The sequence below is a fragment of the Okeania sp. KiyG1 genome, assembly GCF_014132355.1.
In the GTDB taxonomy this organism is placed as follows: domain Bacteria; phylum Cyanobacteriota; class Cyanobacteriia; order Cyanobacteriales; family Microcoleaceae; genus Okeania.
The window spans coordinates 63,797-76,637 of record NZ_BLZO01000153.1 but is presented as its reverse complement, the minus strand read 5'-3'; the positions used below and the strand labels follow the sequence as shown (position 1 = coordinate 76,637).

The following is a 12,841-nucleotide window of genomic DNA, read 5'->3' as shown; positions in this document are numbered from 1 at the left end:
ACTTTGGACAAAAAAGTAGTTAGCGTAATAGTTACACTAACTACCAAAATTAAGGTTTAAAGACCGAATTCATACTGGAATTATCTTTGTTTTTGACATTATTTATCATCCCGAAGATCATAGGATGGGTCTGGTTCAATTTCTCCACCAAAACAAATATCTAAATAACTTTCTTGAAGGGAATGAACAACTCTCTCCAACTCATCAATAAGATTCCTTCGACTCATTTTTTCAACTGCATCAATATGAGCTTCACTACCCGCTTTGCCTAAATATTTATATTTAGTTTTTTCTGACTATCAGTAGCCATAGGAAAAATCGGTGAAGCAGATTGTAATTTATAATAATAGTAAAGTTTCTGATTTCTATTGACTTGATAACGGATGATATGAACTTCACGAGGAATCACCTCTCCTTCTCGTTCAATTTTCTTAATTTTCTGCTTCATCTGACGGATTAAACCCTGAATTTGTTTCCCTCTAATGGCTGCAGGTTGAGTGGTTTGCTTGGATTTCGGTGTAGACATGAGACTGAATAGTTAAGAAAGGATTTATGTTGGCGTAAAATATACACTAACATTCAGAGGTGTATTATTCACAACCATGGAAAATCAAGAAAACAGTCAATCAATCAAGGAGTTCTTATCCTGGAGGCAAAACCTTTATCATGGAGTTAATGCAAGAATTGAAACTATTATAGAATTAGTAGATGCCCTTTCATCAAACTCCATCGCAAGTTCGGTAGTAGAATTGTCTGAACATCCTTTATTTCGACGAAATTATAACAGTTTATATAAAGGAATTCAAGAATTTTTACCTGATAAAAATGATGATAATTACTCACAACAAGTTAATTACTTATTAGAGGCTGCGTCTCAAACAATTCCTACTCCAGTTTCCCGACATTTTCATTTATTTGGAATTGATACAACTCCTTGTCCACGTCCTTTTTCAGCTACATTGGCCGACAAAACTTTTATCAATTATCCCAATCCAATTAAAGGAAATAAACCCATTAGTATTGGCCATTATTATTCAGTTATATGCGCTTTACCAGAGAGAATAGCAACAGGTAATGTACCTTGGGCTGTTCCCTTATTAGGAGAAAGGGTTCCCTCGTCAGAAAAGGCTACTAACATTGGTAATAAACAACTGGAAAAAATCTTTAAAACTGCTTCTTTCTCTGGAGAGAAGTTATCAGTTTTAGTTGCTGACAGTTTCTACAGCCAAAGAAATTTTATTGGAGAACAAGTCAAGCATAAAAACTTAATTACCGTGACACGAGTGAGAAGCAATCGAGTCTTTTACCGTCAATTTATCAGGAAAGAACACCAAGCAATTACTTCAGGACATCCCCGTTGGTATGGAGATAAATTTGACCTGAAAGATGAGAATACTTGGCATGAACCTACGGAGGTTAGTCAATCCATTTTTACTACTAGAAAAGGTCGTCAATTGACAGTAACAATTTCGGGTTGGAACCAGATGTTAATGAAAGGAACTCAGAACTATAAAATGAATCGTTATCCTTTTACTTTACTACAAATTAATATTACTGATGAAGTAGGTAATCAGATTGGGAAACCGATGTGGTTAATTGTTATTGGTTCTCGACGTCAAGAGTTAAGTTTGATTGATTGCTATGAATCTTATCGGCAACGTTATGACATAGAACATCTGTTCCGATTTGGTAAACAAAGATTATTAATGACAGCTTATTCAACCCCTGATGTTGAACATGAAGAAAATTGGTTCAAATTAACATTAATTGCTTATGTTAATTTATGGGCTGCTAGGAATTTAGCCATTGTTTTACCCCGTCCTTGGGAACATTATTTGAAGACTAATAAATCAGTTAAAATCACTCCCAGTTTAGTTCAAAGAGATTTTTATCGAATAATTTCGACTTTGGGTACAATGACGACATCTCCTAAACGTCGAGGTTATTCTACCGGACGGATTAAAGGATATAAAACAACACCACGAACTCGTCATCAAGTTATCATCAAAGGCAAAAAAAAATCCAAAAAACAACGAAAAGTTTCTTAGTAGTGGGCGACAACTCTTAATTATTGCCATTTTTCAGTGATTAAATTCACTGGAGACAGAGAAATATTTCTCTAATATAGTTAGCGTAATATTTACGCTAACTGTTTTCTTTTTGTCCAAAGTCCAATAATTAACTTACATTCACTTACTCAAAACAGGGTGAGGTACAGGAGTCCATTCATAAGTAGTTGCCAATCTATACCCACCATCATCAATCCTATCGAAATGAGCATATAATCTTGCCCACGTTTTTGGTGAAAACCCGGCCTCGTAACGATGGTCGAAACCTGTTCGTGCATCGCATTGCAAAACCTTTTGCTTCAAATTTTCCAAATCCCCTGGTAGCCAAAAATCCGTCAGAATTCGTTCTGTTGCTTCCGCTGGAGTGGTTTCTAACAGTTGAACCATCGGGCTGTTCACCCACAATTGTCGATCATCCGACATTCGCACTAATGACATAGGATACTTAGAATCAACCATCCTTTCCAAAACTTTTATCAATGGTTTGTGGATACCAGTTAAAGCAGTACCAAAAACCTGTTGTACTTCAATTATTTGCTTAATAGAATCTGCTTGAAGGGCAGATTTTTCTGCTTTTACTTTAAATCCACGCCTGCAACCTTTCCATCTGATTACAACCTCACCCCATACATTAGCAATAGCCTTTAGCCATTCATAAGCATATTCAATCATCTCATTTGCTGCCGATCTATCTGGGGCAACTAGCACAATACAAGACTTACCAGGTAAATAGTTCCAACCCTGAGTTTCAAGATTTTGCAGCATTGCCATTCTCCTTTTTATGTGGGAAATTGCGATCGCATATTTGCTGAAGTTCATCTATATCCTTATCTAGAGATTCAGCTAGTTTATTCAATTCTGGTTCAGTTGGCTTTGCTCCTTTCGCCAAATTTAATAATTTATCCAATTTAATTCCCGAATCTTCTGCCAACACTACCCAATTATCGTTTATTATTTGGGCAATTGTTAGTTCCGGCTCAGGCTTGGATATTGGTAAACTATCTTTACGATTTTTTACTTCTCTTTCTATTAAGCTCTCTAACCAATCCTGTTGTGACAAGCCATCGACAACTTTGAGTATGTCGATGGCCTGCTTTAATTCAGGTTCAAGATAGAAACAAAGTGACATACTCCCAAACTAAGCTAACACTATAGTGTGGGCTTCTCGTTTCGCAGTCCCGGTACCCCGTCGGACAAGCGCGTGCTTTAAGGACGGAATGCCCTACCGCCCTATTTTTTATATTTATCGCTGCATTCCAGTCGCGGTCTATGACAATACCGCAATGGGGACAAGAATGAGTTCGTATGTTTAATTCTTTCGGGACTTTTTCACCGCAATTCGAGCAATCTTGGCTGGTATTTTGAGGATTCACTGCTATAGTTTTCTGTCCAGCATTTTCGGCTTTGACAGTTAAAATAGTTAGAAATTGTCCCCATCCAGCATCATTAATTGATTTACTTAATCGGGTTTTTGCTAGTCCTTTAATATTTAAGTTTTCATGGGCAATAACATCCGCTTTTGATAACAATTCATTGGCTGTTTTAAAGTGGAAATCTTTACGTTTATCGGCGACCTTTTTATGTTGTTTTGCTACAGCTTTAACAGCCTTAACCATCTTTTACTTCCTTTATTTTTACGGGATAAGCGTTTCTGTAGAGTTTTTAATCGCTGCTGAGATGAGCGATAGTATTGAGGGATGGGGACTGATTCTCCTTCACTTGTTACTAAGAATTCCTTTAACCCCATATCAATTCCTAGAGTGTTTTTTAATGTAGGCTCAACTTTAGTTGTTAAAGCTGGAACTGATTTATCCTCCAAAGATAAAGTTACATAATACCCATCAGCTTTACGGCTAATTGTAGCAGTTTTTATTTGAAAACCATCTGGTAATCGTCGATGTTGAATTAATTTTACTGTTCCTATTTTTGGTAAATTAATCTTGTTTCCTTCAAGGCAATCTTGTTTGATTTGAGGATAAGTAAAACTACGATAACGACCTTTTCCTTTAAACCTTGGTTTTCCTAATTTCTGCCCATTTGTGTCTACCTTAAACCATCTATCAAAAGCAAGTTTTACTCGTTTTATACAATCTTGGCATACCTGAGAATGAATTAGTTTGTACTCAGGAAACTTGTCTTTGGTATTGACCAAATCTCGTTTTTGAGAGTAATAATTTGGATTATCTCTTAGTTGAGGAATTGGCATCACTAAGGGGCAAGCGTTAACTGGACAACGGTTTTCTGACCACCATGAGAACCTTTCACCCAACCGATAGTTGTACTGCCGACGCAACAATTCCAACCACAATTCTATTGTCGCTATTTGTTCTTTGTTGGGCCTTAATTTATATTGGTAGGCAGTGCGCATGGTGGAAATTTTCTGGGGTTATTGCAATATAATACAAGTTTTTCAACTAGGATGAAAGTTTTTGCTGAGATAGCAAGCAAATTGAATGAGCATCGAAGCAATTCAATTTGTCGCGATTCATCGGGTCGCCAAATCTGCATATTATGACGTGAGGCTTATCGGTGATTCAGCTAACTTTACTGAGTCCATAGAAGCAGCAATCGCTACCTCTATGCTCGTCATGACTCACCCTCTAGAATTCGTCTAAATCATCTGGAGAACCTGATGCTATGAACTCTTCCACATCCTGCCATATCTGATCATAGGACTTGCCTGGTTCATTTGAGTAACAGTCCCAATCCTCCTCATAGTCTGGAAACTTATATGCGGTGGTTTCAGCTTCTGTACAAATGTTGTACGGGGGTTTGCTGTAGTCTACATTTAGCCAAGCTTCGGGGGTTCCGTCATATAGCCAATTATCGTTGCTTTGAGAAGTGTTGTTATTTTGATAAGTTTGATAATACTTAGTTGTACCTTGTGGTATTGGACGTTGTAGTGTTTGCATTGTGTTATAATCCTGTTGTGTTTTTATTTTTTGCTTGGGCTTAAGGTGTTTTGCCTCTGAGTCCAAGGTTCTTAGGACATTTTGGTTCACTTTCTGGCTTGGGGCTTGCCTCTTTCCCTTTCCTATACCTATATTATTACACGTCTGGCTTGTAATTGTCAATGTTTTGCTAGGATATAATCGATGCTATACTTGTAATAGTACAAGTATAAGGGGGGATAATATGGCCACTATGGTAATCAATTGGCGGTTGGCAGAGTTGATGGCTAGATATCGTATTAGTGGTGAAGAGTTAGCTAAATACTTAGATATTTCGTCTAATGCTGTGTCTAATCTCAAGCGGGCTGACACCATGCCTCGGATAGATGGTGAAAAACTTGGGGCTATCTTGGATGGATTAAATTTACTAGCTAAGAAGAAGGAAAAAGATATTACTCCTGCTGATTTATTTGAGTATCAAGCTCCTAATGAATCTGCAAAACCATAGCTAAACCCTATTAAATCCATAATTACAGAAGTACTGTTAGAGAAGCTATATTAGTCAAAGTTTTCCTCATGCTTTGACCTGTTCGTAATTACTGCTATAAAAAAACTTCGTATAAATGTTGTTGAATGGGTTGAATCTGAGGTAGAGATGGGGCAGTGAAGGCGATCGCTTTTTTTATTTGAGGGTGTTTTTTAAAGTTACCAAAGGTAACTCTAAAAAACATCCCTGGCTGGAGTTTGAGGCTGGCCAAGAAGCCTCAACTATTCGCGTTGTTCCGCGAATAGTCTTCTATCAGCGATCGCTATATTAACTTAGTATTGTAATTTCACAGTGCTTGAAAGCTTTTCTGACAGCTACTTGAACAAATCCGATGTGGACTATTTTAAAGGAAGTTCAGCCCGTACTGATTCAAAAAACTACGGCTGGACTTGAGAGGTGATTGAGTTTGTAGCGATCGCTATATTTGAGGCCAGATTCCTGAAAGTTTTCCACAACACAACTGTTACTAAATCTGTTAAAATTTGACATTTTAAGTAATTAAAAACGTGTAATTATGAGTAAAAGTAAAAGGAAACCTAAACCTTGGGATGAAAACTGGAACACTATTAAGGACATTGGTGGTGGCGGTCATGGTTTAACTTTCTTAGTTGAACCTAAAAATGATTTATTTTCTGTTGGTCAATATGTACTTAAAAGACTTAAGAATCAAGAAAGTCTTGAAAGACGTTCAAGGATGCACGTTGAAGTAACTATTATAGGAAGATTAAATATATTAAATTGTCCAAATATACCAAAATTAATTGATTCAAATTCCCAGTATTTTAAAGATAAAAATGTACCTCTCTATATGGTGACTGAATTTATAGAAGGAAAAACTTTAGAAAAGTTTATTACAGAAAAAGGGATAGTAGATGTATTTGATGCGATAAAATTGACTTTTAATTTATTAGAAACTCTTGAACTTTGCCATCAAGAAGGTATAGTTCATAGAGATATTAAACCTGATAATATTATTGTTAGAAACGACTCTCTAACTACACCAGTATTAATAGATTTTGGTCTTTCTTTCAACAAAGAAAATGATACAAGTTTAACACCTACAGAACAGGATGTAGGAAATAGATTTTTGGTTCTTCCAGAGCATAGGCGGAAAAGTGGTTTACAAAGAGACCCCAGGTCAGACATAACACAAATTTGTGGTATTTTATTTTTTTTAATAACAGGAGAACCACCTTATCTTTTTGATGCAAAAGGAAGTAAACCACATCAGAATCAAAAGGTGAAACAAAAATTATTAGCTTTACCCGAACAAATACTATCTAGAATTAATAGGGTTTTTGATACAGCTTTTGATATTAGAATAGATTATCGTTGGCAGTCTACTATTACCCTTAACACAGCTTTAATAGATGTTTTAAATTCAGAAAATCAAGAGTATAATGAAAAAACTTCATTAGATGAGATTAGACATAAAGCATCAACTGATACAGATAAGGAGTTATTTGAAAACGTAGCTCGAAAAATTCTTAAAAAATTTATGATATTATTTTTGAGTTAGAGAAAGAACTTGGTCCCAAATTTACGCGGGTACTCTCAACATATCCTGAAGAAAAATTATAATACCTGAAATAGATTGGGACAATTTTAAATTTTATCAGCAAGTTTTGGGTATAAAGTACAAACGTGCCAATAAAGATTTTTTTCCTGGATTTGAGGGATATTTAACAGGAAATGAAGTTGTTTTAGTTTGTGTTGAAAACTATATTCCCAAGAGACAACTTGATACATTCTACTTTTTTAGAAAGAAAAATGAATCAGATGATAAAATTTTAAATGAATATGAAAACAGTAAAACTCCGTTACTCAGAATTTCTCTAAATGGTGAACCTGATTTTACTGGTCTTAAAAAAAACCTCAGAAACATTTATCTTAAAGGTGTAAAGGAAATAATGTGAATTATTTAAGCTGTAATTAAATCATTATTAATAACTCTAGTAAATCTCTGACTTGGAACATAAACGAGACTTAGTTCTAATATTTCCTTAACATTATTATATTTAACCCAATTGCTATTACCAACCTGTTGTACCCGGAAAACTTAAAAAATTCAGCCTGACAGTAAAAGTTGATGAAGAAATGCTAATTAATGTAAAAGGTTTACCTAACTTGGCAGATAAAGTTAGAAGCAAATTGGATGAGTTATTACACGAGGAGCGGGTTAGTAGTTCTGTTAGTAGGCTGGAGGAAAAATGATTGATTACTTTATCTGCGGAAGATAAAACAGAATAGTTGTTGTTTTTGTCAGAAACACTAACGAAGGTCTGAAAAATATGTATGAACATTTTACAGAGAAGGCCATCATAGCTATTATGCTGGGTCAGGAAGAATCTCGCCGTATGAGACAGAATTATCTAGGTACAGAGCATATTCTTCTGGGTTTGATTAGTAAAGCAACAGGTATTGCTCAGGATATTAATCTCAAAGATGCTCAGATTGAGCTTGAGAAAATCATTAGTTGTGACTCTGAAGTTTTTGATGCTGAAGTTTTTGATATTCCTTTTACTCCGCGAGCTAAGGAAGTTGTAAGGCTATCTGGGGAGGAATCTAAACAACTTGGACACGACTATATTTGTACGGGACACCTTCTTTTAAGTCTGATTCGTGACGAGGAAAGTGAGGCAATGAAGGTTCTTAAAAATCTGGGGGTTGATACCTCTGAAGTCCGCACTCAAGTAATCCAGATGTTGGGTGAGACTAATGGGGAGAAAAATAGCATAGTAATGCAGATTATGGAAAATCAGGGAGTTGATATTTCCCAAGTCCACGCTCGGATAAATGAGATAGTGTCTGAAACTGTTGAGGTGGAGGTGGATATTAGTCAGAATGACACTAATACTCCCCAAAATGTTGAGGTGGAGGTGGATATTAGTCAGAATGATACTAATACTCCCCAGAATGTTGAGGTAGAGGTAGATATTAGTCAGAATGACACTAATACTCCCCAGAATGTTGAGGTAGAGGTAGATATTAGTCAGAATGACACTAATACTCCCCAGAATAATGATACTAATGATTCAAAATCAAAGATACCAAAAAATCCTTACAGTCCCAGTCCCCGACAAATTCTTATTACCCGTTTAATACTGTTATTAGTGGTTGTTATGTTAATTGGTTATTGGTTTTATGGCTGGTGGAATAGACCTAAAACAATTAATTTAACAACTTTTTTACAGCTTGTTAAAGCTGAAGAAGTGGCACATATTGAGGTGAAAGATAATCTAGTTACTGCCACTAAAGATAATGGTGAAAAGGTTAAAACTTATATTGAACCTAATATGGGAATTTATCAGCAATTGAAAAGTGCTGACATTGAAGTTGATAATTCTCAAGTTTCTATTCAAGTTAGACCGAGTGGTACTTTTCGTTCTCTCCTACTGAATGTAATTCAATGGGTTATAATAATTGTTTTAGTAATTATTTTAGCTGTCCCTCTTTATAGATTGTATTTTTGTTTGATCAAAAAGAAAATAACATAGATAAATTCCGCAAAAATCCTGCTAAAAAAACAGGTGAAAATCAACCAAAAGTTTCATTCGATGATATTGGTGGAGCTGCACAAGCTAAAGAAGAACTGAAAACTATTATTGAGTTCATCCGAAACCCAGAATATTTTCAAGGTCTGGGAGCGCGTATGCCAAAAGGAATTATTTTAGAAGGTCCTCCCGGTACTGGTAAAACCTTGTTAGCTAGGGCAGTTGCTTCTGAATCGAGCGCTAATTTCTTTTATATGAGCGCCTCTGAATTTGTAGAATTATACGTTGGAGTTGGTGCTAGTCGAGTGCGAGATTTATTTAATGAGGCAAAGAAAAACCTCCCTGCCATTATCTATATTGACGAACTCGATGCTGTAGGTCAGCGTCGCAATTTATTGCTTTCTGGTGGGGATGAAGAACGAAGCAATACCCTGAATCAATTATTAACAGAATTAGATGGTTTTGAGTCGTATCAAGGGATTTTTGTGATGGGTTCAACTAATAGGGTTGATATTTTAGATGTTGCTCTTTTACGTCCTGGAAGGTTTGATAAGCGGGTAATTGTCGATATTCCTAGTTTTGAAGAACGCTGTCAAATTTTGGAGATTCATCTTAAAAATAAGAAGATTGCAGATAATGTCAACATTGAAGATATTGCCCGCTATACTATTGATTTTAATGGGGCAGAATTAGCTAACATTGTCAATCAAGCAGCTATTTTAGCGACTAAGAATAAATGTGATTCTATCGATAAACATTTGCTGGAAGAGGCAACAAAAGCCCAAGGAGCTATTATTCCATCTGTTGTAAACGTACAAGAATTCAAAGAGGATATTAGTAAAGAAATAGTGGGACAATATGTAGCTTTAACAGCTATTGGATGGTCTGTTTGTTCTCATTATGCTAATATTCGTTCCCGTTCGGAGTCTGGTGTTAGCTATGGCCATAAGCCAAATCTATTTTTATATGGACCTCCTGGAAGTGGAAAAACTACCATTATTAAAGCCACGGCGAATTCCTTGGAAGTACCTTTTGTGAAAAAGCCAGCTACTGGTCTAGTTAAAGATAAGACATATATGCAAACAATCTTAAATCAATTATTACGAGCAGCTAATAATGATATTCGACGGGCTGAATGTGGGATTGTTTGGTTATATGGGATGGAAGAAATTACATTTGACGATTTTAAGTTTTTTCAAGAAGAACTTGCTAGGGCAATCGAGGGTGAAAAATTTGATCTTGCAGAAGATTTTTTTGCTAAGAATAGTCAGTCAATTCATACTCAAAATATTTTGTTTATTTGTGAGTTGACTGTTGATGGTAAATCTCGTAGCAGGAAGAGTGTATTTAAGAAAAAATCCGATGATACAGGAGAGAGTAAAACTGATAATGAAATATTGGTGGATTTAGGATTAGTAACTCGGTTGATTAATCAATTTCCGATTATTGCATCGACAGAGATTTTGAAGCAGGAAGAGTTGTTAGAAATATTAACCTACGGGGAGAGTTCGCCTGTTTCTCAGTTTACTCATCATTATGAGAAGTTAGGTATTGAGGTGGAACTGGAAAAATCTGCTCTTGACATAGTTGCAAAAGAATGTTTAAAACGAGGGGGGGATGCGCGGTTACTTGACAGTTTGCTAAATGATGTGAAAAAGTATTTAGGAGATTGGGTATCTGAGAAAAAGGTGACAGTTACTGCGTTAATGGTTGAGAATGCCTTAACTAGACCAGTGTCTCAAAAAAAAACCTCAAACAGTAATGATAGCAGAGGAAAAATAGCAACTACTTCTGAGGAGGTTGAAAAAAGTTCCTCAGAAGTTGATATTGATGCACAATACAATTTTTTTATAGAGGTATTGGAGTTAACTGGTGAAAGTGAAGGGGATTCTGAAACTGTTTATCCTCTGCTAAAACAAAATATTGACCTGCTCAATGATAACTTAATTCCCATCCTGCAAACCTGGGCAGAGCAAGCATTTTCCCAAGTGGAAGTGTTTCTCATAGAGGATGTTGGTAGAGTCATCTTGAAATTCAGTAACCTAATTATGCAGTTTCCTCTCGGCAATAAAGCAAGTAACATGGAAATCGCAATTGCTGGTTACAAAGAGGTGTTAAAAGTTTTTACTCGTGAGAGTAACCAGAAAAATTGGGCAACAACTCAAAACAACCTGGGTATTGCCTACAATTACAGAATCCGTGGTGATAAAGCAGAGAATATAGAACAAGCCATCGCTGCAATTCAACAAGCATTGTCTGTTGACACCAAAGAAGATTTCCCCTATGAATGGGCAAGAGATCAAAACAATTTGGGTAATGCTTACATATTCAGAATCTGTGGTAATAAAGCAGAGAATATAGAGCAAGCCATTGCTGTTTTTGAACAAGTATTATCTGTTGTCACCAAAGAAGATTTTCCCTATGATTGGGCAAGAGATCAAAACAACTTGGGTAATGCTTACATACTCAGAATCTGTGGTAGTAAAGCAGAGAATATAGAACAAGCCATTGCTGCTTTTGAACAAGCATTGTCTGTTGACACCAAAGAAGATTTCCCCTATGATTGGGCAAGAGATCAAAACAACTTGGGTAATGCTTACATACTCAGAATCTGTGGTAATAAAGCAGAGAATATAGAACAAGCCATTGCTGCTTTTGAACAAGCATTGTCTGTTGACACCAAAGAAGATTTCCCCTATGATTGGGCAACAACTCAAAACAATCTTGGTTTTGCCTACAGTGAGAGAATTCGTGGAGACAAGGCAAAAAATCTTGAACAGGCTATTGCTACTTTTAAACAAATATCGTCAGTTTACACTGAGTCGGACTTTCCCTATGAATGGGCAAGGACACAAAACAACCTGGGTAGTGTCTACAGTGAGAGAATTCGTGGAGACAAGGCAAAAAATCTTGAACAGGCTATTGCTACTTTTAAACAAATATCGTCAGTTTACACCAAATCGGACTTCCCCTATGATTGGGCAAGGACACAAAACAACCTGGGTAGTGTCTACAAAGACAGAATTTATGGTAAAAAAGCAGAGAATATAGAACAAGCCATTACTGCTTTTGAACAAGCATTGTCTGTTCACACCAAATCTGACTTCCCCTATGATTGGGCAACAACTCAAAACGGCTTGGGTAATGCCTACAGAGATAGAATCCGTGGTGATAAAGCAGAGAATATAGAACTTGCTATTACTACTTTTGAACAAGCATTATCAGTTTACACCAAATCTGACTTCCCCTATGATTGGGCAACAACTCAAAACAACCTGGGTAATGCCTACAGTAACAGAATTCGTGGTGACAAAGCAGAGAATATAGAACTTGCCATTACTGCTTTTGAACAAGCATTATCAGTTTACACCAAATCTGACTTCCCCTATGATTGGGCAACAACTCAAAACGGCTTGGGTAATGCCTACAGTAACAGAATTCGTGGTGACAAAGCAGAGAATATAGAAAAAGCCATTGCCACTTTTGAACAAGCATTGTCAGTTTGTACCAAACCAGACTTCCCCTATGATTGGGCAATAACTCAAAACAACCTGGGTAATGCCTACATAGAAGGAATTCATGGTGACAAAGCAGAGAATATAGAACAAGCCATTACTGCTTTTAAACAAGCATTGTCAGTTTACACCAAATCTGACTTTCCCTATGAATGGGCAACAACACAAAACAACTTGGGCCTCGCCTACAGTAATAGAATCCGTGGTGACAAGGCAGAGAATATAGAAAAAGCCATTACTACTTTTGAACAAGTATTGTCAGTTTATACTAAATCTGACTTCCCTTATGAATTGGACTTTGGACAAAAAGAAAACAGTTAGCGTA

General features: G+C 36.3%; 12 protein-coding genes and 1 pseudogene. 6 read left to right on the top strand and 7 right to left on the bottom strand.

The features are described 5' to 3' along the window. Positions 1–98: 98 nt before the first annotated feature. Both SAGCYANO_RS48475 and SAGCYANO_RS35390 read right to left on the bottom strand, forming a co-directional pair. A complete protein-coding gene (locus SAGCYANO_RS48475; RefSeq protein WP_255502437.1) occupies positions 99–227 on the bottom strand; it encodes a hypothetical protein in 129 nt (42 codons plus the stop codon). Between the two features lie 41 nt (positions 228–268). Then, positions 269–526, bottom strand: coding sequence for a hypothetical protein (locus tag SAGCYANO_RS35390; RefSeq protein WP_202218497.1), 258 nt, complete (start codon positions 524–526; stop codon positions 269–271). A gap of 76 nt (positions 527–602) precedes the next feature. On the opposite strand from SAGCYANO_RS35390, the gene SAGCYANO_RS35385 reads away from it, so the two are divergent. After that, a complete protein-coding gene (locus tag SAGCYANO_RS35385; RefSeq protein ID WP_202218496.1) occupies positions 603–2,048 on the top strand; it encodes an NF041680 family putative transposase in 1,446 nt (481 codons plus the stop codon). A 141-nt stretch (positions 2,049–2,189) separates the two neighbouring features. Here the strand turns inward: SAGCYANO_RS35385 and SAGCYANO_RS35380 are convergent, their stop codons facing one another. The 4 genes and pseudogenes from SAGCYANO_RS35380 to SAGCYANO_RS35365 form a co-directional block, all read right to left on the bottom strand. Next, positions 2,190–2,834: a PAS domain-containing protein gene (locus SAGCYANO_RS35380; RefSeq protein WP_202224325.1), complete on the bottom strand. Its 645-nt coding sequence runs from the start codon at positions 2,832–2,834 to the stop codon at positions 2,190–2,192. Then, entirely contained in the window at positions 2,818–3,198 is a 381-nt protein-coding gene (locus SAGCYANO_RS35375; protein ID WP_202224324.1) for a hypothetical protein, read from the bottom strand. Before SAGCYANO_RS35375 ends, SAGCYANO_RS35380 begins: the two co-directional genes overlap by 17 nt. Beyond that, positions 3,176–4,437: pseudogene (locus SAGCYANO_RS35370) on the bottom strand (RNA-guided endonuclease InsQ/TnpB family protein). The gene SAGCYANO_RS35375 and the pseudogene SAGCYANO_RS35370 overlap by 23 nt, the downstream one beginning before the upstream one ends. A 232-nt stretch (positions 4,438–4,669) precedes the next feature. After that, the gene (locus tag SAGCYANO_RS35365; RefSeq protein ID WP_237397001.1) at positions 4,670–5,071 is read right to left on the bottom strand and encodes a hypothetical protein; all 402 of its coding nucleotides are present in this window, start codon (positions 5,069–5,071) and stop codon (positions 4,670–4,672) included. Between the two features lie 133 nt (positions 5,072–5,204). Between SAGCYANO_RS35365 and SAGCYANO_RS35360 the strand changes: the two genes are divergently transcribed. Then, a complete protein-coding gene (locus SAGCYANO_RS35360) occupies positions 5,205–5,468 on the top strand; it encodes a helix-turn-helix transcriptional regulator (RefSeq protein ID WP_202224322.1) in 264 nt (87 codons plus the stop codon). 94 nt (positions 5,469–5,562) lie between these two features. On the opposite strand, the gene SAGCYANO_RS48470 is transcribed toward SAGCYANO_RS35360, so the two are convergent. Next, entirely contained in the window at positions 5,563–5,691 is a 129-nt protein-coding gene (locus SAGCYANO_RS48470; protein WP_255502837.1) for a hypothetical protein, read from the bottom strand. A gap of 330 nt (positions 5,692–6,021) precedes the next feature. On the opposite strand from SAGCYANO_RS48470, the gene SAGCYANO_RS35355 reads away from it, so the two are divergent. The 4 genes from SAGCYANO_RS35355 (at position 6,022) to SAGCYANO_RS35340 (ending at position 12,837) form a co-directional block, all read left to right on the top strand. Continuing rightward, positions 6,022–7,026: a protein kinase gene (locus tag SAGCYANO_RS35355; RefSeq protein ID WP_202224321.1), complete on the top strand. Its 1,005-nt coding sequence runs from the start codon at positions 6,022–6,024 to the stop codon at positions 7,024–7,026. A gap of 106 nt (positions 7,027–7,132) precedes the next feature. Beyond that, a complete protein-coding gene (locus tag SAGCYANO_RS35350; protein WP_202224320.1) occupies positions 7,133–7,423 on the top strand; it encodes a hypothetical protein in 291 nt (96 codons plus the stop codon). A 375-nt stretch (positions 7,424–7,798) separates the two neighbouring features. After that, on the top strand, positions 7,799–9,004 hold the full coding sequence (locus SAGCYANO_RS48465) for an ATP-dependent metallopeptidase FtsH/Yme1/Tma family protein (RefSeq protein WP_202224319.1): 1,206 nt from the start codon (positions 7,799–7,801) through the stop codon (positions 9,002–9,004). Further along, positions 8,977–12,837 carry an AAA family ATPase gene (locus SAGCYANO_RS35340; RefSeq protein WP_202224318.1) on the top strand — a complete coding sequence of 1,287 codons (3,861 nt, stop codon included), beginning with the start codon at positions 8,977–8,979 and terminating at the stop codon, positions 12,835–12,837. The genes SAGCYANO_RS48465 and SAGCYANO_RS35340 overlap by 28 nt, the downstream gene beginning before the upstream one ends. Positions 12,838–12,841: the final 4 nt, after the last annotated feature.